The organism is Serratia sp. X3 (genome assembly GCF_014982455.1).
Classification (GTDB): domain Bacteria; phylum Pseudomonadota; class Gammaproteobacteria; order Enterobacterales; family Enterobacteriaceae; genus Serratia; species Serratia ureilytica.
This window is the reverse complement of record NZ_JADCNB010000001.1, coordinates 456,041-479,528: the sequence shown is the minus strand read 5'-3', so window position 1 is coordinate 479,528 and position 23,488 is coordinate 456,041. Positions and strand designations below refer to the sequence as shown.

Below are 23,488 nucleotides of genomic sequence, written 5' to 3'. Positions count from 1 at the left end.
AACTTGCCGCCGGCGCGGCAAGCTCATTGTCAGGGCGAACGGAGGATCAAATATCAAAAAAAACGGTTTCGTTCTCGCCCTGTAACCAGATGTCGAAATGGTACACCGTCTGATCCCCGCGCTGCCGCCTTTGCGCCAATAACGTGCTGCGCCGTTTTTCCCACTCGATGAGATTCAACACCGGATCTTCGGCATTGGCCGCCTGTTCGTCGGCAAAGTAGAGACGCGTGTTCAACCCGATGTTGATGCCGCGGGCCACTATCCACAGATTGAGATGGGGCGCCATCAACCGGCCGTCGCGCCCCGTCACGCGCCCCGGTTTAATCGTCTCGAATTGCCACAGGCCGCTGGTGAAATCCGAACAGGTTCGCCCCCAGCCGCGAAACGCCGGATCGTCGGGTTTATCCAACTGACCGTCGGCGGGGTGCTGATATCGCCCGGCGGCGTTGGCCTGCCAGACTTCGACCAGCGCGTCTCGCACCGGCGTGCCGGAGCCGTCATAGACATGCCCTTCCACCACGATGCGCTCCCCGCGCGTCTCCGGTTGCGTCAATACATGGGTGAAATTACGCTCGAAAATATCAAAGCCGGCGGCATGCGGCGCCAAACCGATGTGCACATAAGGCCCGGCGGTTTGCGAGGCCGTTTCAGACAAATACTTTTTCATCACGCGGCTCCCTGTGTACGGTTCTCAAACCACGTGGCTCGATGGCCCCGCAGCACCAGATCGAAGCGGTAAGCCAGACTGTCCAGCGGCACGGCGGCGTGCATATCCAGCTCGGCAATCAGTGTGCGCATCGCATCGTCACTGCCTACCGACTGCAAGATGGGGCAGCGAACGAGCAACGGATCGCCTTCGAAATACATCTGCGTGATCAAGCGCTGAGCGAACGCTTCGCCGGAGAGCGAGAAGTGAATATGCGCCGGACGCCAGTCGCTGACCTGATTGCGCCAGGGATACGGGCCCGGCTTGATGGTACGAAAACAGTAATACCCGTTGTCGTCGGTCAGCATCCTGCCGCAGCCGCCAAAGTTGGGATCGATAGGCGCCAGATACTGATCTTTCTTGTGACGATAGCGCCCTCCCGCATTGGCCTGCCATACCTCGACCAGTGCGTTGCGCACCGGCGCCCCGAAGGCATCCCGCACAAATCCATGCACGATGATCCGCTCGCCGATCGGTAAGCCGTCTTTGGCGTAATTCAGAATCAGATCGTGATCCAGCGGGCCGATATCCGTTGGCGTGAAGACAGGGGCGGTCAGTTCAGACAGCGAGTTTTGCAATGAAATTAATGCATTGCGCGGCGATCGCAGCACGCTGGTTTTATACAGCGGCGCCAGCGCCGGCGGGTGATGGCTGTAATCGCGATGCACCAGTTCTCGCGCCATCCAATCACTTTTCATCCCGGTATCCTTATTATTTGAGGGTACATGTCGACAGAGTGTAGGAAGCGCAATATGTAAAAGTAAAGTGAGAAAACCGATCGCTTTATATAACCAAAGGTAATGGAATGTTCTGAATTGACGAAACATTTCATTTGGTCCATAACATGATTCAATTCCCGTCGGTGGTCCGCCTCGCTGCTGAATGGTCGCTTTCAGGTCATCCATGACCGCTTAACTGGAGGCAATGATGAAACGTTCTATCGCGACGGTCTCGGTATCGGGTTCGCTGCCGGAAAAACTGCGGGCTATCGCCGCCGCAGGCTTTGATGGCGTCGAAATTTTCGATAACGATCTGGTCTACTACCCCGGTTCACCGGCGGAAATCCGTGAGTTGTGCACCGAACTGAGCCTGGAAATTTTACTGTTCCAGCCGTTTCGGGACTTCGAAGGAGGCCCGCGCGAAACGCTGGCGCAGAACCTTTCCCGCGCGGCGCGCAAGTTCGAAGTCATGCAGCAACTGGGCTGTTCTCGCATGCTGCTCTGCAGCAATGTCTCGCCCGACAGCAGCGAAGACATGGCCACGCAAGTGAGCGATTTGCGCGCGTTGGCGGAGTTGGCCGCCGAGTATGATATTACTGTCGGTTATGAAGCGCTGGCATGGGGACGTCACGTGAATATGTGGCGCGACGCCTGGGCGCGCGTGAAGGCCGTAGATCATCCGGCGTTGGGGATCATTCTCGATAGTTTTCATATCCTGTCGCGCGGCGATAACCTCGATGGCCTCGATGACGTGCCGCCCGAAAAAATCGTGTTTGTCCAACTGGCGGACGCCCCGCTGTTGAAGATGGATGTGCTCGCCTGGAGTCGCCATTTCCGCTGCTTCCCCAGCCAAGGGGAGCTGAATCTGACCCAGTTCATGACCCAACTTTCCGCGCATGGCTATCGCGGCGCCTGGTCACTGGAGATATTCAACGATGGTTTCCGCGCCTCGCCGGTGCTCCCCACAGCTCAGGACGGGTTTCGATCGTTGTTGTGGCTGGAGGAGCAAACCTATGACTGGTTGGCCAAACAGCCTCTGCTGCCCAACGCCATGGCCTCGCTCATGGAGCGTTCCTTATTCCATTCGCAGCCGCATCCGCCCTTGCTGGCGCTGGAGTTTATCGAATTTGCCGTCTCGCACAACGACGGGTTGGCGATGGGCCAATGGTTGACGCAGCTGGGATTGGTTCACGCTGGCCAGCACCGCTCCAAAAGCGTCGCCCTCTATCGCAACGGCAAAGTGAATGTCATTCTGAATGCCCAGCCGGAAAGTCAGGCCAGCGGCTATTATCACCTGCACGGCATTTCCCTGTGCGCCGTGGCGTGGCGGGTGCGCGGCGTAGCGCGTTTACTGCAACGGGCGCAAGACTACGGGTACGCCATCTGGCAAGGCGAAACCGGCCCCAACGAGCGGCAAATCCCCGCGCTGTGCGCACCGGACGGCAGCCTGATTTATCTGGTGGAAGCGGACGAAGATCCCAAGAACGATATTTATCACGCCGATTTTCATCTGACTCATCGCAGCGCGCCGCCGCCCGCGCTGCAGAGCATCGATCACCTGGCGATTGCGCTGGCGGATGAATCGAGCGGCAATTGGATCATGTTCCTGCGCAGCGTGCCGGGTTTTGTGCAAGACAACGAGTGGGAATTGCCCGATCCGCTGGGTTTGGTTCGCAGCCGCGTCTTGCGCAGCCCCAACGACACCATCCGGCTGCCGCTGAATATGTCGGTGAGCCGGGAAACGCAAATCGCCCAGGCGTTAACCGCCTATCAGGGCGCAGGGTTGCAGCACGTCGCCTTTGGCTGCGAGGATCTGTTCAGTATGGTGAAAGCGGCGCAGGCGCGCGGATTAAAAACGCTGCGTATTCCCGATAACTACTATCACGATCTCAGAGCGCGTTTCGATCTGGACCCCGCTTTCCTCTCACAGCTGCAAGCGGGCAATGTGCTCTACGATCGAGACGATCAGGGCGGAGAATTGCTGCATGTCTACACCGTGCCCTATGAAAAAGGCCGCTTCTTCTTCGAACTTCTGGAGCGCCGAGGCGGCTACCGCGGCTTTGGGGCCGCCAACGCCCCGGTTCGGCTCACCGCCATGCGTTAATCGCGCGGGCCATCAAGGCCCGCCTGTTCTTCCATCTTGCTGAAAAGGTTAATGATCGCGCTCACACTCTCAGTGGCCTCCAGCGCCGCCATTCTCACGGCAATCCCTTTTCATAACATAAAGTTAACACTGCCTCGTCACTCACCGCTGGCTCAATTGTCCGATAAACGCACATTTTTTCGATTATCGCCGTTTAACGTCCGCCCTGGGGCTGCTTATAGTGATGGCACTTAACTACTGCACCGGGAGCCCCCCATGTCGGGAAACAACGCAATCAATGTTCGGGCGCTGATCGACGACCGCCCGTTAGGCAAATGGCAAAAGATGATCGTGCTGCTCGGCTTTTGCATCATTGCTCTGGATGGATTCGATATCGTTATCATGGGATTTATTGCGCCAGAGCTTAAGGCGGATTGGCAAATCACTAACCGCGAACTGGGGCTGGTGATCAGCGCGGCGCTGATTGGCCTGTCGCTGGGCGCGATGCTATCCGGGCCATTGTCAGACAGATTCGGCCGCAAAGTCGTCATCATCAACAGCGTGTTCTTTTTTGGCGTTTGGACGCTGGTGACGGCGTTTTCTCAAAATATGGAGCAGATGATGTTATTTCGCCTGCTCACCGGATTGGGGCTCGGCGCCGCCATGCCGAATGTCGGCACCCTGGTGGCGGAGTTCTCGCCCGCCCGACGCCGCGCTTTCTTGATTACCGTGGTTTTCTGCGGCTTCACCTTTGGCGCCGCCTTGGGCGGATTCGCCGCGTCCTGGCTGATGCCGCGCTTCGGCTGGCATGCCGTGCTGCTGCTCGGCGGGATCTTGCCCCTGCTGTTCGCGCCCGTGCTGATGGCGGCGTTACCCGAATCAGTGTGTTTCCTGGTGGCGAAACGGGCAGATCAGGGCGGCATTCAGCGCATTCTGGCGAAACTGGCGCCCGATCGCGATTTTCGACATTCTACCGTCGTTCTGCCCCCGCCGGGCCAGGTCTGCACGCATCCGGTTAAACTGGTAGTGAACGCGCGGTACCGCTTCGGCAGTTTAATGCTGTGGGGCGCGTATTTTAGCGCGCTGTTTCTGTACTACACCTTAGGCAGTTGGCTGCCGCTGCTGATTAAAGACAGCGGTTTCAACATCGCGCAAGCGGCGGTCATCACCGCGCTGTTTCAGGCGGGCGGGACATTAGGGTCGCTATTTTCCGGATGGTTGATGGACAGATCCGAACCGCATCGCGCGTTGGCGTCGATTTATGGGTTGGGGGCGCTGTTCACTCTGCTGATGGGGATGGCGATGGGCTACCCCATCCTGATGGGCGGCTGCGCGATGGCCATCGGGTTCTGCATCGGGGGCGCCAACACCGGCATGAACGCGTTGTCGGCCAGCTTTTACCCCACCGAAGCGCGAGCCACCGGTTCCAGCTGGATGCACGGCATCGGCCGTTTGGGCGCTATCTTAAGCGCGCTGGCCGGGGCTGAAATGCTGGCGCTCGGTTGGAGCTTCAGCACCATTTTCGCCGTCCTGGCGCTTCCCGCCCTGCTGACGGTGGCGATGATCGTCGCCAAACGGCGTCATCAGGCGCGTCAAGCGACAGAGCATCACTATGCCGCCTATCTGGATGCGCGTTCGAATGATGTTTGATTACGTCGGGAAATAATCGAGAACAAAGGGAAAGGCGTGTCGGCCTGCTGGGCCGGGGCGCTTTAACTGTGATGGGGATCGTTGAAAGATTTTTTCGTAAGTGATTGAATAATGGCGGAGAGAGGGGGATTTGAACCCCCGGTAGAGTTGCCCCTACTCCAGTTTTCGAGACTGGTCCGTTCAGCCGCTCCGGCATCTCTCCTGACAACGCTTGCTATCATGCCCGCTTTTACGGCATTTTTACAGCATTAGCATACCGCTGAACGTTCAAGTGACGACTTTACGAGCAACCTGATGATTAAATGGCCGTGGAAAGCGACTCAACCTTCTCAACCCGAGGCGGATACCCAGGCACAGTGGCGGGACGCGCTGGCGATCCCGCTGCTCTCGCCGCTGAATGAGCAAGAGCGGCAGCGGCTGGTGACCGTCGCCGGGCAGATTTTGCAGCAAAAGCGCATCGTGCCGCTGCAGGGGCTGCAGCTCACCTCGCAGATGCAGGCGCGCATCGCCCTGCTGTTCGCCTTGCCGGTGCTGGAGCTGGGCGCGGAGTGTCTCGACGGCTTCAACGAAATTCTGCTCTACCCCACCCCATTCGTGGTGGAAGACGAATGGCAGGACGAGATCGGTCTGGTGCACTCGGGGCCGGTGGTGCAGTCCGGCCAAAGCTGGGAACAAGGGCCGATCGTGCTCAACTGGCAAGACGTGCAGGACTCTTTCGACCTTTCCGGTTTCAATCTGGTGATCCACGAAGCGGTGCACAAGCTGGATATGCGCAACGGCGGCGTCGCCACCGGCGTGCCGCCGATCCCGCTGCGCGAGGTGGCTGCCTGGGAACATGATCTGCACGCCGCGATGGAAAGCCTGCAGGACGAGATCGACATGGTCGGCGAAGAGGCCGCCAGCATGGATGCCTACGCCGCCACCGATGCGGCCGAGTGCTTCGCCGTGCTGTCGGAGTACTTCTTCAGCGCCCCCGAGCTGCTGGCCGAACGCTTTCCGGCGCTGTATCAGCACTTTTGCCGCTTCTACCGCCAGGATCCGCTGGCGCGCCTGCTGCGCGCCTAGGCGGAAAACGACGCGCAATGGGCTGATTGACAGGCTTATTGCTCAGATACCGAGCAGTCGCACCGCCTGGAGCAATTTAGCGTTGACACACCTGGGGCAGCTGGATATGATGCGCCCCGTTCACACGATTCCTCTGTAGTTCAGTCGGTAGAACGGCGGACTGTTAATCCGTATGTCACTGGTTCGAGTCCAGTCAGAGGAGCCAAATTCTCGTTTCATGCCTATTTGTGAATCCTTATCTAATTTAGGTTCAATAAGTTAGTAAAAAAACACTCCCGATACGTTTTTAGTTTTGTCTCTGCATTGGTAGAATTTGTTGGTCAGATTTGGGAACACGTTGGTTCGATGACAGAGCCCCTACCCAAACCATCCCTGAACGAATTAAAAATCCTCAGTTTAGCGCCATCCCCCCTTTAAAATTTCTAACTCCCACAGCGTATACCTTTAGTCATGAAGCACGGGAATTTACGAAGCGCAGGCTGACTGAATAGAACAGCATGTAGCCTTATGAATTACTGAACAATCTGATGTTAGAAGAGTACCGACTGATGGCTGAAAAACCGGAACACTCAAAAAGTAGGTGGAACTAAAACGGGTGTGCTTACACGGCCATCACGTCAGACGTTGGTCCTCGCCACGGTGAAGACGCATGACCCGGTTTCTGCACCGCCATGCATGGCGCCACATCACTCGCGCGTGTTAACCCAAGATCGCTCGTTTTTGCATGCATCGATGTTTGAGATAAGAAAACCACGTCGTCAGGGCGATGTGGCGACAGGAATTTCGCTTTTTCCCACGTTGCCCACGATGGGTAACGGTTAAGAAAAGCAAAAAGGGCAGCGCCTAATGGCCCTGCCCTTTACATTATCAGGCACCAGGCCCTGGTTCCTGAACCGGTACCGGCACGCCTTCTTGCGGCGAGTCTGGATTCGGCGCCGGGAGATTCATCAGCTTCGTCAGAATGCTGGCAAGCTTGAAGCGCATTTCCGGACGGCGAACAATCATGTCGATCGCCCCTTTTTCAAGCAGGAATTCACTGCGCTGGAAACCTGACGGCAATTTTTCACGCACGGTCTGCTCAATAACACGAGGCCCGGCGAAACCGATCAGCGCTTTCGGTTCGGCGATGTTGAGATCGCCAAGCATCCCAAGGCTTGCGGACACACCGCCCAAGGTCGGGTCAGTCAGCACTGAGATGTACGGCAGACCTCGCTCCTGCATCTTCGCCAACGCAGCAGAGGTTTTCGCCATCTGCATCAGTGACATCAGCGCCTCCTGCATGCGCGCGCCGCCAGATGTGGCAAAGCACACCAGCGGGCAGTTATCTTGCAGCGCCTGCTCAACGGCACGGACAAAACGCGCGCCGACCACAGACCCCATTGAACCTGCCATAAAGGAGAACTCAAATGCCGCCGCGACCACAGGCATGCCGTACAGCGTGCCTTTCATCACGACCAGCGCATCCTTCTCGTTGGTCTCTTTCTGCGCAGCGGTCAGACGGTCTTTGTATTTCTTAGCGTCACGAAACTTCAGCGCGTCTTTCGGCTCAAGTTCGCTCCCCAGTTCCACCAGCGAGCCTTCGTCCAACAATCTATGCAGGCGGTCGCGCGCTGCTATGCGCATGTGGTGATCGCACTTCGGGCAAACCGACAGGTTGCGCTCCAGCTCCGCACGGTACAACACCTGTTCGCAGCTGCTGCACTTGGTCCATACCCCTTCAGGAATACTTGCCTTGCGGGTGGAAATTATGTTGCTTTTAATTCGTTCAATCCAGCTCATTGATAACCTTTTTTCCTGAACCTAGTCGATGCTAGTTTTACCATAAGCAGCCAATAATGCTATTTTTCCCGCTTACAGGCCATGAAATGTTGCACATTAAAACATAAGAAACAGAAACATGGGAAAGAAAAGTGGTCTCCCCCCTCTCAGTCCCCTGCCTTACTACGCTCGTGACACTATTTCGCCTCTTGTGCCACTGCGCGCTTATTACGGATTCTTTCTATATTCCCGGCAAAACCGACAGAACAATAATCGCAATGACCCGCAGTTTTAGGTTTTCCTGCCCGATGGGCTGATCGCCAAACACCCACGGCAGCGCCTCCCACCACGTATAGACGGCAAGATGGCGACAAGACATATGTCCTTCAGCTCGCTCGAAGGAAATGTGCATTAAAGTCGCTTACGCAAGACGCCGGTTTGAGACCGGTGTCTTGCGATGATCCAATTTGTACCTACTGCGCTTAGATCTCAAATAGTTGCTCCTCTTTCCTGAAGACGCTTTTTCTCACCACCGTTCTCGGTTGGCATCGGATAAGATTGGATTCGTCATAAGCAATCACACAACCTGGTGTGGCGCTCATTTCATCTGCAATTTCATCCAGATATTGAAACAGATCTTCACTGAGATGGTCAGACTGGTACGGGGTCAGCACGTAGTCATAAACCGATAATACGAGATTGTTTATGATTGCCAGGTCATTCACAAATATCCGAGCCACTTCTTCCAATACCTGTTTTTTTTCTTGTTTGTCATGGATACCACGATACATCGTGAAATCCAGCTGTCCTTTCCTTAAGTGACGCCAAACCCAGTGGATCGGCTGAGAAAGTGTAGTATCCACGTCACAAAAGTCCATGTTTACCGAAATTTCATTATGATCAAGCACTTCTTGGTTCATCGAGGGGTCCCCCAATAACCATGCGTTTCTGTCCTCACACCAGTATTCAATCAGGATTTGTTCAGGGTAAATATCCTGACTGAAGTAAGTACAATAGGCGTAGCGTAATCGTGAAGGGATGTTTTTGTATCTCATCATGTCGAGCGCCATGATAGAAATAGTCAAACAATGCCCGACGAGCTTATGTTCAAAGGGGATCGAGTCAGTAATGGACCTCACCCCAGAGTTAGACAATCTACCCAGTATGATTTCAGGCTGATTGATATCAATATCATTGTACCTTTCCGGGCTTATTTTATATTTATTAACACCTTTATAATGCTCTACAATATTTCTTGCTATTTTAAATATCTCACACACAGAGCAAGGAATGTCACGATAATAATCGTCATACTTTGTCGGTTTACGTTCAGTATACAAAGAATGAATGTTTTCAGAGTTCAAAATTATTTCCTATCTTTTTTGGGTGTAACCTCCCCTGGCGTCATGTTTAAACACGCATAAAAGAGAGGCATAGTCGATATCAGAAAAAATAACAGCAGTTCATTTTTAACATCATTCAAATATAACGGAGGGCCGCTGCGTATAACTTTTCATGGAAAGATATGACCGCATCCTGAAGATCCCTTTCCCTCGCTATTTCTGAAAGCAGCACATTCTGCGTGGAAAGGCGCGCTCAGTTTACTTGTCGCAACCATCAGCAATCACCGTGACGACGCTCTGATTAACAAACTGGAACCCCCCGGTAAAACGAGTGCCTGTGCGATAGCCTCCACTCCAGTCACAAGCCAGTTCAATCTGAAACTGTGCCGATTTTTCACATATCCATGTCAGCTTGGCAGCACTGAAGTCCTGAAACAATAAAGTGTGAGGATAGAGCGCCTTATACAAGGCTTCTTTGGCTGAAAAAATCAGAGTAACCAGTTGCGGTTGAGCAAGAGTCCAACCCCCTCGAATGACACTATTCCATTCGGCTTCAGACACGATGGCTCTCGTTAACTTGGTACATTGATCGGCCGTGAACATCGTTTCGGTGTCAATACCCACAGCCCGATAGCGATCGTGCTGGCAGACAGCCGACACCGCTAATGCGCGCGTGTGGGAAATGGACCCACGGTAACCCGCAGGCCACTGAGGAAGCCGATGCTCCCCTATTGGAAGCGCGAATGTTTTGCACCCAAGAAATTGGAGTGCGCGCCTGGCGGCCAGCCTGCCTGCAAAGTACTCTGCTTTTCTTTTGGGCCCCGCTCTTGTTAAAAGAACGGGGCATTCCACACCGAAATCCGAGAACAGTGAATCATCGAACCATTTGAAATCAAAGGCGTTGTACCATAAGACCAAATGCCTGAACAGAGGAACTTCCCCCCTCTGACTGGTGAGCAAAAATGGAGGCATACGCCAATTCCTTAACCCGATAAGTGGCACACATTGAGAAATGCCTGAGTCGTGCCGAGCAATCAGGCATGGCTGGAGGCAGCTATTGATGTTTGAGCAATCGCTGCAAGACCAGTGGCTGCACGAGCGTGAGGGCTAACGCACAGGTGGCCAATATCTCAAGGTTGTGTAGCTGTTGCTGCTCTTCTACCAGGATGCAGGACGAAAGGATTGCAGCCAAACCACTAAACACATGCTGGCAGATGCTTTGCAAAGACATAAAAGCCGCTCTTACGTTAGGCGCAGGGACAGTGGTATTGACGGTGGTTGCGGCAATCGTCCGCGTTGCCGTCAACGCCATAAAGGCGGTAAAAATAACCAAAGGAGGCAAGAGCGAAGCATGCATAAAACCATCGAAAATCACCACAAAGATGCCGACTGCGAGGCCCGTCACGACGGAGAGCGCCCCCATTTTGTCAATCATGCGACCAAAAATCTGCAGCACGATCACGCTGACCACGCCCCCGATCAGGTAATACATGCTTAAATCATCCCGAGCAACGCCGGCGTTAAGTTGCAGCCAAACGGCCAGATTCGGCAACAGAAGAAACGTACTTAATACGGCCAAACCTAGCGAGGAAATCGCCAGTAAAACCCGGCGGTTGGCCATCAATGCAAGCAGAGACACATCAGGCGGCCTGGACGTCGTTCCCTGAAGATGCCCCTTGAGGCTTGGCAGCAATACCACCACCATGGCGGCCACCAGCATTCCTGAGGCACCGACCACGTAAAAAGGCATGGACCACTGATACCAACTTGACAGCTTGAGGCCCAAAGGCACGCCAGCAATCGCGGCAATGGAAAAAGCCCCCATCACGGTGGCCATGGCCCGGCCACGGCGCTCGACAGGGACACAATCCGTCATAATGGCGAGAGAGATGGCGACTAATGGGCCGGCAAAAGAGCCTGCAACGATGCGGGCAAACATTAGGCTTGTCATATTCCAGGCCTGCGCGCACATCAAGGTGGCCGCAGACAGCCCAAACAACATAACTAACACTACCCGTTTGCGATCGAACCTATCGATGTACTTCGCCACCAGCAGGGAAGAGACGGCAGCAGCCAAGGTGTAACCTCCCCCAAGATAACCGATATTTGCCGCCGACATAGGTAACGCACGGGCAAAATCCGCCCCGAGAGGCATAACGATCATAAAATCCACAGCATTAATAAATTGAATAAGCGCCATCAACCAGATGACCTTCTTCTCAAGCACGTGAGAGTCGTTCATGTTGTCTCCACTGTTCAGACTTATTGGCCGATCGGACATGCCGATAAGTCTGAAAAGACTCAGATTAAAATTATATGCATTCCAGTTCGTTTATCAGCTGATTAAAAGATGGCCGATCAAAGATTTCGTGTAGTTCCATGTTGGGATACAACTCAAGCATATCGATATGAAGAGAGATAGCTTGCATCGACGTTAACCCCAGCTCAAAGAAGTTATCGTCTTTTGACATCCGGGTGATATCCACATACTGGCCCAGAATTTTACCCACAGGGTGGGATGCCAGCGCCGATGGTTCGCCCATTGATTCTGAGACACTTGCCCCAGGAGCCCTACTCAAAAGCTGGAGACTCATTTCTTCAAGCCGGTTTACGTCGATTTTACCGCTCAACGTATAAGGCAATGCCGAGATAGTGAAAATATGATGCGGAACCAAATAATGACTCAACTTTGACTCAAGAAACGCCCTGATCGTCGCCTCAGTCACCCCTGAGCACTCCACCCAGCCTATCAGTTTTGCAGAATCCGTCAGATCGTCATGAAGGGGAATGACCGCAGAACCTGACACACCCTCTATCGCTTCAAACGTATCCGTGATTTCTGCAGGTTCAACCCGATACCCATTGATTTTGACAAACCCGCCTTCTCTGTGAAGAAAATTGACGATGCCCTCGTCATCCACATAACCAATATCATTGGTATCATACATCCGTCGATTGACACCTTCGATGCACACCTCGGTGAATTTGCTCGCCGTCAACTCAGGGTTATTAAAGTAGCCCAAAGCGAGGCCATCCCCGGAGATATAGATACGCCCCGGCTCACCTTGCGCGCACTCTTGCTGCTGTTCGTTCAATATCCAGAGTTGTGTGTGGCGTATTGGTCGCCCAATGCGAGTGTCTCCTCTTTGCCGAATAACATGCGCACTAGACCAAACGGTGGTTTCTGTGGGTCCATACACGTTGCACAACCAGTCACTCCGTTCAAACAGTGATGAAGACAGTTGTGGAGAAAGAGATTCCCCCCCCACCAACACTTTTTGGAAATGCCGCCCCTTATCCATATAGACTAAGAGTCCCTTGAATAGCGAAGGCGTCGCCTGGTAGACGGAAGGTGACCAACGCATGACTTGCCTTGCGACCTGTTGCGGCGAGTAGATCTCTTGATCTGTCAACAATATTAAGGTTCCCCCGCTCGACAAGGGCACTGCGTATTCGAGGAAGAAAATATCAAAGGCGACCGATGTTGATGATAGCCACGTTTGTTGGGGCTTGAATGCCAATAAAGAGCAAAAGTGAGCAATTAAATTAGCGCATCCAATATGGCTGACCATGACCGCTTTGGGGGCGCCGGTTGAGCCAGAGGTATATATTCGATAGGCCTCTTGAGACGTGCACGACACGCTTTCGTGCTCAAACGGAGCACTAGCCTGTGACAGCCTGTTGACGTCAACTGCTTTTTGGCATTGGCTTGTCTTTGCATTGCTGATGTACAAATAGCGCGCTTGAGAAAGAATATGATCGATCTTCTCACTTGAGGTCCTTGGATCGACGGGAATATATGGAATCCCCAGATAATGACACGCTAATATCGTGCTGATAAGCGATTCATCCCTCTGCAAACACAGCACCACGCCTTCCATGTTATCATCAATTTCGGCCTGGATACCGACAGCAATCCGCTTTGCCTTTTGTTGCAGTTGAGCATAATTAATTTCATTATCACCAACAATAAGTGCAATATTCGTTGGGAATACTTCCGCGATAGATTCAAACTTTTCGATAAATGTAGCAGTCATTATTTTTTCATCTCGTGGAGGTTTTGTAGGTTGAACAAGACGCTATCTATATTGGACACCAACATCGACATAAGGCTTGCCACCGTTTCCCTGGCGTAGACAGCTTGATTGAACATCATCTCGATCGCGATCCCTTCATGCTCAGGCACAAGATTGACGGTCAAATTGCCATACACGGGTTGGTAGCGCGTCAAATATTCAGGCAGCGTAAACTGGCGATACTTTAGAACATTGCCTTTGTTTTGGTTCTGATACATAAAAAGAATGTCATACACTCCTTGACCGTTTCTCCCTGCGAGTGACGAAATTCTGTCTAAAGGCACGTGGGCATGAAACAAACTGTTCTTCAGTGAGTTGTCCGTCTCATTCAAAATCTCGTAGAACTGCCCCGATCCACAATTGACGACAACAGGAATATTATTCATTCGACAGTCAATCACTGCCCTATCGGACTCCGAGCGATTGGCCAGCGTCATCCCAGTGCAAACAACGGCGGTATCGAGGAATTCTGACAAGGTGGCATTGAATAGCGCATAGAGCACGACAAAGAGGGGTTTCTTATGGGCTCTGGCTATATTTTGAACCTTTGAAACCTGTTCTGTTGTAAGGCGCGAGACCACCGTCCCGGGGATCACTGTCTTCGCATTTAAAGAGTGGGCAGGATCGAGCGGCAATGACGTCTGCTCAACGCCACTCAGCGAGTTCTGCCAGAACGCAAGGCTGGCGTTGGAAATACCAGGCTCCGTGAGCTGAGGAATACGGACGCTGTTTAGCGGTTCGTTTTCTTCCCCCGTCTCGGACAAGACTTCCAATAAGTTGTGCAAACCCGTCCCATCGATCGCGATGTGATGAAAATTCAGCACCAGCAGCCTGTTAACGCCATGTCGAAGCGCCGTTACCCGGCAAAGCGGCCCTCTCTCGAGATCAAACCGTTGCTCATACACGGCCTGTAATGACACCGGCAGCGAAACCTCTAGGGGCACCTTCACCGAGACCGTTTCAACGATCTGTGAACGTTTGGCCGCCAGTGCAAGGCCTTCTTTGGTTACCTTGTATTGGTGACTAAATTGAGGGAGCTGCGCAAGAATTTTATCCAAAGATTGCGTGAAGGCTTCTAGCGGAAACGCCGGCGGAATCTCGACACAGAGCGGCACATTATATTGACTACCCTCGCCTCGCTGCAGTTTCTCTAATAAATAAAAACGCTGTTGATAAGGCGACAACAAGCTGTGTGGGTGGACCTGGCCCCTCATCGGTTGGCGATCCGGTACAGGCTGGGCGACAGAAGACGGCTCGCTGGCAATCGCATTCGCTAACGCCTCGGGCGTCGAGTGCTTATAGATGGTATCTGTCGTAACATCGATGCCTAGTTCTGATTTGAATAATGCGAGGAGTTCAACAGCCGTCACAGAATCTCCATACAGATCGAAGTAGTCACTGTCTGGGTAAACCTCATCCTCTCCTAGCACTCGTTGGTAGAAAGACAAGATCTGAGGCAGTAAGGAGGACGGCGTAACCCGTGTCGGTTCTACAGAGGGTGCGTGCCTGCTGGCCGCCTTCTCACCGCAGGCTTCTTTTATTATTGCCATTTGAGAGAAGAATGAATACACACTGCCCTGCGTCTCCTTGCGGGTCAGTTTCTTTGGTGCGTGGGGGCGTGATTCACCGTAACCTTCAATCACGATGTGGGCGTTGGTCCCCCCTACGCCCATCGAGCTGATAGCCGCCAGGGAGGGCTTGCCAGGATCCAACGGAATATTTTCCGCCGTAAACAATAAATGCTGTTTCTCCGTCTCCCGGAGTAAATCATTGAGCTGAGACAGATTGGACGTTCCGGGGTAAACACCTTTTTTAAGCGCCAGCACGGATTTGATCAAGGAAGCGATGCCCGACGCCCAGAAAAGATGGCCGATGTTTCCTTTGACCGACCCCACGACTACTGGGGATAACGTGTCATCCGCAGGGTAACTATCCATCAATTGGCTGAGGGCCTGAACTTCCATGGGATCGCCCACGACGGTTCCTGTTGCATGACATTCGATGAACTGCAGCTGGCGGGGGTTGATGGCCGAATGGCGATAGATTTGAGACAACAGCTGCCACTGACCGTTGACCGAAGGGGCGGCAAAACTGGGTTTATTCTTGCCATCGTTATTACTCAACGCATTCGCAATCACGGCATGGATATTATCCCCATTCTCTTCGGCATCCTGAAGCCGTCGGAGAATGACCACGCCCCCGCCATCTGAGGGAACTGTGCCATCAGCACGATGGTCAAAAGGTCGGCAAATGCCCGTTTGGGAATAAATGGACCCAGGTTCATACTTATAGCCCATCTCCAACGGATAAGAGATATGTACCCCACCGCAAATCACGGTATCGCAACGCTTTGTTTGCAGCATCCAGCAGGCTTCAACAATCGCGGTCAATGACGAAGAACAGGCGGATTGCAGATTGAAACACGGCCCCTGAAAGTTAAATATATGGGCGACGCGGGTAGCCATAAAATCGGTACCCTTATTGAGGTTGAGGAGTAGCGCATTAGGCGCTTCAACCTGACCTTCTGCGACGCTTTTTTGCAGTTGATCATGGTAGGTCTGATTGCTGCCCTGCGTCGCTATCACGGCAACCGTCCCCAGGGTGGCTGGGTCGTGATATTCGCCATCGAGTAGCGCCAAGTCGACAAGTTCGATGAACTTTCTCAGCTGCGGATCCATGACCAACGCTTCCTTCTCAGAAAGACGATAGCGCTGCGCATCAAAGGTTTCGGGGTCCGGGCACAGCCCCTTCGATCTGATGTGTCCATCTTGATCGGTATATGACTGGTAGGACACCCGCCCATGACACAGGTTGTCCCAGAATTCATGATAGTCGTTGGCTTCTGGAAACAGTCCGGACATGCCTGTCACTGCGATTTTATCTTTCATCTCTCTTCCTCGATCATATCGAAGACAATTGCCTCTGAAATAGCAGAATTCAATGCTTCATTAATAAAAGCTTGATGGTGATGATTGGTCTGATAGGCGTCTCTGTCTTGTTTCGAGCTAAATTCCATAACGAATGCAAACTCAAAACCTGAATGGTTTAAATTATCATCATCATTCATTCCATAGCTGTATTTTTTGATAGACGGTATTCTATTTTTCAATTCACCCAGCTGATGAAGTAATTCCAGTGCATTCGTTGCAGAAACAAACTCTTTGAATTTAAACAAGATGATGTGTTTATACATTCTTTTCTAAAAACTCCTGAATGAATGCTGAAACTTTATCAATATTTGATTCAGCCACTAATCCAACATGATCGGTGTTGATCTCCCTAACCACCATTAAGTCGTTTACTGGCCAGTTATTGTTGGCCTTTTTCAACGACTCAAATACATTGGAGAGCATATTATTTTTAATCTGTACAAGAGGAGATATCGCCACGACATTGAGCAGGGGGATGTTGATCCTGGGATCTTCAAACGCTTTAACCATACTTCTCTCTATGTCAAATAGAGATTTGAGATTCTCTCTTGCTCTTTCATCTCCGCCAACCGAATTCGAAAAGTAGCTAAGATCCATGAAGTAGGAGAGATAGTCATCCGTAAAGAGCACAGAATTCTCAGGAGAATATAGAATCGAATCCAATAATATATTGCCTTTCACAGCGACTTTTTCTTCTAAAATTTCCGTTATTTTTCTGGCCAATAACCCACCCAGTGACCAGCCGCCAATGAAAATTGGAGTATCGCTATCTTTCACATTTGCAAAAATATCATCCGCATACATTTCAGCGAGTTTATCTATTGAGCATATTTTATTTTCATTATAGAGATTGTATGAGTCAACTCCGAGCACCTGGATGTCATTGGCAATACTTTTCGATAGTTTCCTGTATATTTCCACACCAGAAATAGAAGCATGAATAAATATAAGCGTTGCGCGTATGTCACCGGACGGCACAAAAAGCGGTTTTATCAGCGAAGGCGCTGTTTTCGTTTTGACCAGTCTATTCAGTTCTTTCAGCTGGGTACTGAAAACATCGAATTTTTCAACCCAGTCCATCGTCAACGTAAGATCAAACGCGGTATTGATATCGGTGACGAGTGACAGAGCGAGGATAGAATGCCCCCCCAGGTCGACAAAGCTATCTTCCTCGTTTATCGCGTCCAGCATAAAATTCTCGAGCCAAATATTACGCAGAGCCTCTTCGCAAATAACCGCGCTGGCTCTTTTCTCTTCTCGCGTAGCTTCGTCCACTTTGGTTTGCGGTTTAGGGGTAGACTCGAGCACAACGACACGTTTGGCATCGATTTCGCTCGCGTTGATCGCGATCGCTTTCCCCGTATACTCCTTTAGACAAACGTCCAGCGGATGACCGACAACGCTTGAACGCAACCTGACGGCAATTTGCTCTTGAAGCTCGTTAAGTGAAGCGACGGCGAACGCCGCAATGCATCCCTTCCCCACAGAACGTCTTGTCATGGTATACGCCACATCTTCCAACGAATAAGATGCGTTCTTTAATTCTTCCTGGAGCTGACCTAGCAGGTGCTGCAGGCGTCCCTCATTGTCTGCACCAATCATAACGACAACGGTCTGCGACGCATCTACCTCGGCTAATGCAGAATGCGCTTCGCCACGAATGATTAGCGCGCAGTTGGTTCCGCCGATCCCTAAAGAGTTTATCAGGCCCGTTAAATTTTCCTTTCGACGGCTTTCTCTGGGGACATAGAAAGCCGTCCGTTCCAATTGTAAATTAGGATTTAGCGATGAAAAATTGGCAGCGGGGTATAACTTTTGGTTCCACACTTGCAGCACAGACTTTAATAAGCCGGCATGACCGGCAACGACATCCAGGTGGCCAATATTGGCTTTAATGGACGACAGGGCCGTGTGATGGGTTGCCCGTTCCTGGCTCATAAAGGCTTTAGTCAGCGCCGCGACTTCCAATATATCCCCAATTTTGGTCCCCGACCCGTGGCCTTCGACAAAGTCGATGTCCTTCGCCGTCAACGCCGATTTCGCGAGCACATTCTGGATGTTTCTTGCGATACCACGGGTTGAGGGCGCGGTATAACCAGATTTCGCTCTTCCATCGTTGTTGATACTGCTCGCGGTAAGCACACCATACACAGTATCGTTATCGCTGCGGGCTTGTTTGAGGGATTTTAGTACAAACACGACGCAGCCAAACCCTGGCACCATACCATCTGCGGAGTGAGAATAAGAGGCTAAAACACCGCTTTCCGACAGGTTCATGCCCGGTTGATACTGATACCCGGAATGAAGAGGGTAAGGCAGACAGGCTCCGCCTGCGATGGCCATATCACAGTCTCCCATGGCGATACCTTGCATCGCCATATGGACAGAAAGTAAGCCGCTCGAGCATGCCGACTGTATCCCTACGGCCGGACCTTGCAGATCAAACAAGTACGCGCATCGCAACGACTGTTGTTCTTTGTTCGATCCAATCTCTATCTCGAAAGGATCGTACTTATCCAAGGCCAATTGGCTCTCGGCAAGAAAAGAGGGGTAATGGCTATCGGAAGATGAAGAGTAGACACCGACTTTCAATGCACAGCGGGTCGGGTTGTAGCCAGCCTGTTCCAATGCACGCCAGGCACATTGAATGAACATACGTTGTTGAGGTTCAATAATGTAACTGTCCCGCAGTGATATCCCAAATAAGTCGTAGTCAAACTGCTCTGCCCCCTGCACGTAACCCGCCCGGCTGACCCAGCCTTCGCGACGGTTGCCGGAGGAGAGAGGGTCGGTCAGTGCATCCTGACCAGACTCCAACAACGCATCCAGCTCTGCCATATTGCTTGCACCAGGCAAGAGAAAAGAGAAGCCAATGATCGCTATATCCATTTTATGCTACCTGTTGTTATAGGCATAGAATGTCTATCCTATGCCCAGGTTATCGGATTATGCTGACTGTTGTTTTAGCCAAATTTCGCTGTACATCTCGTCATCGACCATGAACCATAGCTCTGCGACTTTCCCATCAACAAATCGTTTTTCTACCATGATTTCAATATCACGGGGCTGGCTATCACCTTTCAACGTAGCCTGCCGATTAAGACGAGCATAGGTACGGTCACCGACAGCAAAGATTGATTCAATCGACGTTGAGATCGCCACGTGTTTTTCAACAAACTCAGCCATTCCCCCCTTCATCTGTTCAACCTGCAGAGTTTTGCCTTTTAGATGGCACTTCGCCCCCTTATGGTAATAGTCGTTGACAACCGGGCAATTGCCTGTATCAAAAACATCGGTGTACAGTGATTTTACAATTTCAATGTTCTTCAGTTCCGTTTCATTATATTCACTCATAACACAGCTCCATTTATATAACGCCCAATATTGGCGAGATTTCCGGTTGATAAAACAGCAGAAGTAAATTTATCGCCGGATGATTAACAATCCAGAAGATAATGCCTGTGATTAAAATTTAAAACGCATTTATCCCAACAAAACCTTAAAACAGCCAATAAACTAACCGCGAAGCGTGGCATAAAAACATGCTTCACACGCTCATTTTAGTGGCAACTAAGTTATCCACACCTTGCAATGTTCCTGCGGTATAAAGGTCAAGAACATTTATTTTAATAGCAAAATGTTCATTCAGTTTATGACTAAATGTGAGCATAGATAAGGAATCAAAGCCAAGATCAAATAAACCGATATCCAGCTGTTCAACAGACTTATCTAACACCTGTTCAGCGACACGCTTAACCGAGAGCCCGGCGGAATCGCTTTGACGCATTTCCAGATTTTTTATCGTGTTGTTGACCAAGTATTGAGTGTCTATTTTGTCATTCTTGTTAAGTGGCCACTGTGTGTTTTCGATAAAAAAATCAGGAAAAGAGAAAGGGCTCAAATGAGAGCGCAGCCGGGTAATGATCGCCTCAAGGCCAGCCGTGTTATCCTGTATTTCGATCAAAGACACAAGGTGATTCTTCCATAAAAAGCACAGTGCTTTTACCACAGACTTATCACTTTCTATGGTTTTTTCAATGTCATCTAATTCGACTCGGTGCCCATTCAGTTTAACTTGACGGTCCTGGCGACCCAGAAAATAAAATTCTTGATCCAGCGCACACTCAACGATATCACCGGTGTCGTAATAGCGGGTGCCGTCAACCATCCTAAACACCTTCCCGGTTTCCACGGGGTTATCGTGATACCCCGCGGACAGCCCTTTCCCCGTCACATGGAGTCTACCAATACCGGATTTGCGATATTTTCCAGTGAGTTCATCGAAGAGAAGGTAATCCCCGCCCTCAACCAGTTTTCCTATCGAAATCCGTTTCTCACGTTTCAATTTTTCCAGGTCTAACTTCGCAACGGTGGTGAAAACGGTGTTTTCAGTCGGCCCATAACCGTTGTATAGCTGCGTACCGGGTGAACGTTCCAAAAATGACACCGCAGCGTGAAAATCCACTTTATCTCCACCGACGATCAGATGCCTGAGACGTGCCAATGCGCGGCAATCACCGGACAACATGTGACTTCGGAAGAGGCCGGCCGTCATCCACATACAGGATATTTTATATTGCTCAATGGCATGAAGAAGACGCGCTTCATCCAACACCACCATTTTATCCAACAGCACCAGCGTGCCACCGGAAAGCAAAGGGGTAAAAATTTCGAAGGTGGACGCATCAAAAGACAGCGACGAATAAGACGCCACTACGTCTTCACGACTTAAAGCAATGAAAGAGGGACGATGCAGCAAATTGAGCACAGAACTCGCCCTGACCTGTACGCCTTTAGGTTCCCCCGTGGAGCCTGATGTATACATGATTGACATCACGCCGCGAGGAAGTGTCTGCCCTCGCTCATAATGCGTCAGGATGTGTGAGTCAATCTGTCCTGTATCGAAACACACGTCGTTAATCACGCGAACCTGAGGGAACTTCGCCGCGATTTTAGTCAAAAACGAACGAGGTCGATCACCATCAATCGGTATAAATGTAACGCCACAGTCTATGGCAGATAGCATTAATATGATGGCTTTCAGCTTATCTTTGACATTGATAATGACCGCTATATCGCTATGTGCAATGGCTTGATTGCAGATTTCAATTCGCTGATCTAACTCCTTATAAGAATATGCCACCTCATTAAATACAATCGCGTTTTTATGTTCATAGTGCGATCTTACCGTACGCAGTAAACTACTCAAGTCAGCATCTTTCATCGATTTCCCCTCCCTACTTTTTGACCGTTTGTAATGCGTAAAGTCTTTACATCTTCTGAATGAAGGCTCAGCCGAACAAAGCTGGATTTATTTAATATGTAATGAAATAATTTTTTTATCGACCAAGCACGCCTTCGAACGGACGAACTCTGAGTTCACGGAGTCTTTGACTTTCTTCCTGTCTAACTTTGAGTTTCTCAACTTAGGCAGTGAATCGAATATGGCGAAAACATTGGGGATCATATATTTTGGCAGTTGCCCCCTTAATAAGGAAATACATTCCTCAGGATTAAGTGGCGATGTACTCTCGTATGAAAGAACCAAATAGTCCTTGTTATTATCCGTGTGCTTATGGAGAAAAATATCGCCAATGCTGAGTGTTTTTTTAATGTTCTCCGCAACATCCTGAAGATGAACTCTAAATCCATTCAGTTTCACTTCATCATCCGAACGCCCAAGGAAGTAGAAAACACCGTCGTCATCTACCTTAACAACATCATTGGTACAATAGTATTGAATATCATCGACAAAAATAAATGGGTCATCAACCTGTGATTGATTAATATACCCTTTCATCACTTGTTTTCCAGATATCAATAGTTTCCCTTCTCCGGAAGTTGAAAAGCCAGAGCGGGTATCGAGCAGGTATTTGGTACCATCAAATGGCTTACCGATACTGATATCGTCACCCAAGCTATCGAGAGTAATCTCAGAGGAAAAGCAGCACATGGTCCCTTCTGTCGGACCGTATGCATTAATTACTTTCAGTTCAGGAATGTTTGCCAGTAATTTCTTTATGGACTGCCCGTTGGGTTTTTCAGCGCCAAACAGGATAAGGTTCAGAGTGTGAAGCGGCTCAAACCCCGTCGCTTCGTTAAGCTGAGGCAACAATATTTCCAGTACCGAAGGAACACAGCTCAACCTGGTAATCTGATATTTTTCAATGATGCCAGAGAAAATTGCCGGAATGAAAGGCGGCTTATACAAGTAGACCGAGTGCCCATACAAAGGAGGTACAATACTGTCGAGTATGGTCATATCGAAATACAATGGACCAATTGACAGATAGTTTTCTGATTGTTCACTGACGTATCGGGGATACAACGCGCCTAAGAAAAAATTTAGATTTTCGTGCGTGATTTGCACCCCTTTAGGCTTGCCCGTCGACCCGGAAGTAAAGATGATGTACGCAACGGTATCTGAATCAACCTCTGCTGCATTGCCTTCATCGTGCGTATTACCGTCGATTAATGCGCTGACGTTCCCATCAGACACGATACATCCATGCGGAATTGACAATTTTTGCCTAAAGGCGTTCTCTTCGCCTATATAGGAATCCTCCGCGATGACCATATCAGGTTGAAGATCTGACATGATCATCGCCAAACGATTGGCAGGCAAGCTTTTATCTAATGGACAAAAAGCGACGCCTTGCAATAAACACGCATAGAAAAGCGCATACTCTGAAAATGATTTATCCAAAAAAGAGACAACTTTTTTACCTTGAGTCATGCCCCTTGATTCAAGGTAATTCTTTATCATTGTCATTTCCAGATACAGTTCTGAAAAAGACATCTTTCTTTCAAAATCGTAATAAGCAATATTGTCATTGCCCTTAAACCGCCGAATCATCGACAATAGATTATTGTTTGTCATCTTCGGCCTTTTGATTGATTGCAGAGTGCACCCAGGAGACCACTTTATCTAACGTGGTTAGATGCTGTTCATCGCCAATATTATTGCCAAATGAAAGTCCGTATTCTTTATTTATCCCGAAGACAAACTGAAGAATATCCACCGAATCGAGAACGTCTTTTAAATTAACCTCTCCGGCAATTTCTACGCTATCGTCGTAATGGTTTATTACTCTGATTTGATTTTTGAGTACTTGTTCAATCTCGTACTTTTCCATATTCGTCTATCCAGTATCATTC

The 23,488-nt window shown here is 50.5% G+C and carries 17 protein-coding genes, 2 tRNA genes and 2 pseudogenes; 5 read left to right on the top strand and 16 right to left on the bottom strand.

Annotated elements, in window-relative coordinates:
- Positions 1-46: 46 nt before the first annotated feature.
- Together pcaG and pcaH are read right to left on the bottom strand one after the other, a co-directional pair.
- Positions 47-667 (bottom strand): protocatechuate 3,4-dioxygenase subunit alpha, encoded by a 621-nt coding sequence (gene pcaG / locus IMX17_RS02310; RefSeq protein ID WP_016927159.1) that lies wholly within the window; start codon positions 665-667, stop codon positions 47-49.
- Entirely contained in the window at positions 667-1,404 is a 738-nt protein-coding gene (gene pcaH, locus IMX17_RS02305) for a protocatechuate 3,4-dioxygenase subunit beta (RefSeq protein ID WP_016927158.1), read from the bottom strand. Before pcaH ends, pcaG begins: the two co-directional genes overlap by 1 nt.
- Positions 1,405-1,633: 229 nt before the next feature.
- Between pcaH and IMX17_RS02300 the strand changes: the two genes are divergently transcribed.
- Together IMX17_RS02300 and IMX17_RS02295 are read left to right on the top strand one after the other, a co-directional pair.
- Positions 1,634-3,529, top strand: a complete 1,896-nt coding sequence (locus tag IMX17_RS02300; RefSeq protein ID WP_193549715.1) for a bifunctional sugar phosphate isomerase/epimerase/4-hydroxyphenylpyruvate dioxygenase family protein — start codon at positions 1,634-1,636, stop codon at positions 3,527-3,529.
- A 255-nt stretch (positions 3,530-3,784) separates the two neighbouring features.
- Positions 3,785-5,158 (top strand): aromatic acid/H+ symport family MFS transporter, encoded by a 1,374-nt coding sequence (locus tag IMX17_RS02295; RefSeq protein ID WP_046896491.1) that lies wholly within the window; start codon positions 3,785-3,787, stop codon positions 5,156-5,158.
- A gap of 112 nt (positions 5,159-5,270) precedes the next feature.
- On the opposite strand, the gene IMX17_RS02290 is transcribed toward IMX17_RS02295, so the two are convergent.
- Positions 5,271-5,360 (bottom strand) — tRNA-Ser (locus IMX17_RS02290).
- A gap of 92 nt (positions 5,361-5,452) precedes the next feature.
- On the opposite strand from IMX17_RS02290, the gene mtfA reads away from it, so the two are divergent.
- The 3 genes and pseudogenes from mtfA to IMX17_RS25415 form a co-directional block, all read left to right on the top strand.
- Positions 5,453-6,223, top strand: coding sequence for a DgsA anti-repressor MtfA (mtfA, locus tag IMX17_RS02285; protein WP_193549296.1), 771 nt, complete (start codon positions 5,453-5,455; stop codon positions 6,221-6,223).
- A gap of 129 nt (positions 6,224-6,352) precedes the next feature.
- A tRNA-Asn gene (locus tag IMX17_RS02280) sits at positions 6,353-6,428 on the top strand.
- A 298-nt stretch (positions 6,429-6,726) separates the two neighbouring features.
- Positions 6,727-6,813: pseudogene (locus IMX17_RS25415) on the top strand (integrase); the annotation flags it as partial.
- Between the two features lie 277 nt (positions 6,814-7,090).
- On the opposite strand, the gene accD reads toward IMX17_RS25415, so the two are convergent.
- The 13 genes and pseudogenes from accD to IMX17_RS02220 all read right to left on the bottom strand — a co-directional run bounded on the left by accD (position 7,091) and on the right by IMX17_RS02220 (position 23,466).
- Entirely contained in the window at positions 7,091-8,002 is a 912-nt protein-coding gene (accD, locus tag IMX17_RS02275; RefSeq protein WP_046896489.1) for an acetyl-CoA carboxylase, carboxyltransferase subunit beta, read from the bottom strand.
- A 176-nt stretch (positions 8,003-8,178) separates the two neighbouring features.
- Positions 8,179-8,381, bottom strand: a pseudogene (locus tag IMX17_RS25410) (hypothetical protein); the annotation flags it as partial.
- Positions 8,382-8,463: 82 nt separating this feature from the next.
- The gene (locus tag IMX17_RS02270; protein ID WP_046896488.1) at positions 8,464-9,345 is read right to left on the bottom strand and encodes a hypothetical protein; all 882 of its coding nucleotides are present in this window, start codon (positions 9,343-9,345) and stop codon (positions 8,464-8,466) included.
- A gap of 237 nt (positions 9,346-9,582) precedes the next feature.
- Positions 9,583-10,296: a 4'-phosphopantetheinyl transferase gene (locus tag IMX17_RS02265; protein WP_052759894.1), complete on the bottom strand. Its 714-nt coding sequence runs from the start codon at positions 10,294-10,296 to the stop codon at positions 9,583-9,585.
- Between the two features lie 82 nt (positions 10,297-10,378).
- Positions 10,379-11,566, bottom strand: coding sequence for an MFS transporter (locus IMX17_RS02260; protein WP_046896487.1), 1,188 nt, complete (start codon positions 11,564-11,566; stop codon positions 10,379-10,381).
- A 70-nt stretch (positions 11,567-11,636) separates the two neighbouring features.
- The gene (locus IMX17_RS02255) at positions 11,637-13,361 is read right to left on the bottom strand and encodes a non-ribosomal peptide synthetase (protein WP_193549295.1); all 1,725 of its coding nucleotides are present in this window, start codon (positions 13,359-13,361) and stop codon (positions 11,637-11,639) included.
- Positions 13,361-16,288: a beta-ketoacyl synthase N-terminal-like domain-containing protein gene (locus IMX17_RS02250; protein WP_193549294.1), complete on the bottom strand. Its 2,928-nt coding sequence runs from the start codon at positions 16,286-16,288 to the stop codon at positions 13,361-13,363. The genes IMX17_RS02255 and IMX17_RS02250 overlap by 1 nt, the downstream gene beginning before the upstream one ends.
- Positions 16,285-16,593, bottom strand: coding sequence for a Dabb family protein (locus IMX17_RS02245; RefSeq protein ID WP_046896484.1), 309 nt, complete (start codon positions 16,591-16,593; stop codon positions 16,285-16,287). The genes IMX17_RS02250 and IMX17_RS02245 overlap by 4 nt, the downstream gene beginning before the upstream one ends.
- Positions 16,586-19,219 carry a polyketide synthase gene (locus IMX17_RS02240; RefSeq protein WP_193549293.1) on the bottom strand — a complete coding sequence of 878 codons (2,634 nt, stop codon included), beginning with the start codon at positions 19,217-19,219 and terminating at the stop codon, positions 16,586-16,588. The genes IMX17_RS02245 and IMX17_RS02240 overlap by 8 nt, the downstream gene beginning before the upstream one ends.
- Before the next feature lie 57 nt (positions 19,220-19,276).
- Positions 19,277-19,684 carry an ester cyclase gene (locus IMX17_RS02235; protein ID WP_046896482.1) on the bottom strand — a complete coding sequence of 136 codons (408 nt, stop codon included), beginning with the start codon at positions 19,682-19,684 and terminating at the stop codon, positions 19,277-19,279.
- 193 nt (positions 19,685-19,877) lie between these two features.
- Positions 19,878-21,554, bottom strand: coding sequence for a non-ribosomal peptide synthetase (locus tag IMX17_RS02230; RefSeq protein ID WP_046896481.1), 1,677 nt, complete (start codon positions 21,552-21,554; stop codon positions 19,878-19,880).
- An 87-nt stretch (positions 21,555-21,641) separates the two neighbouring features.
- The gene (locus IMX17_RS02225; protein WP_193549292.1) at positions 21,642-23,210 is read right to left on the bottom strand and encodes an AMP-binding protein; all 1,569 of its coding nucleotides are present in this window, start codon (positions 23,208-23,210) and stop codon (positions 21,642-21,644) included.
- Positions 23,197-23,466: a hypothetical protein gene (locus IMX17_RS02220; RefSeq protein WP_046896479.1), complete on the bottom strand. Its 270-nt coding sequence runs from the start codon at positions 23,464-23,466 to the stop codon at positions 23,197-23,199. Before IMX17_RS02220 ends, IMX17_RS02225 begins: the two co-directional genes overlap by 14 nt.
- Positions 23,467-23,488 lie beyond the last annotated feature (22 nt).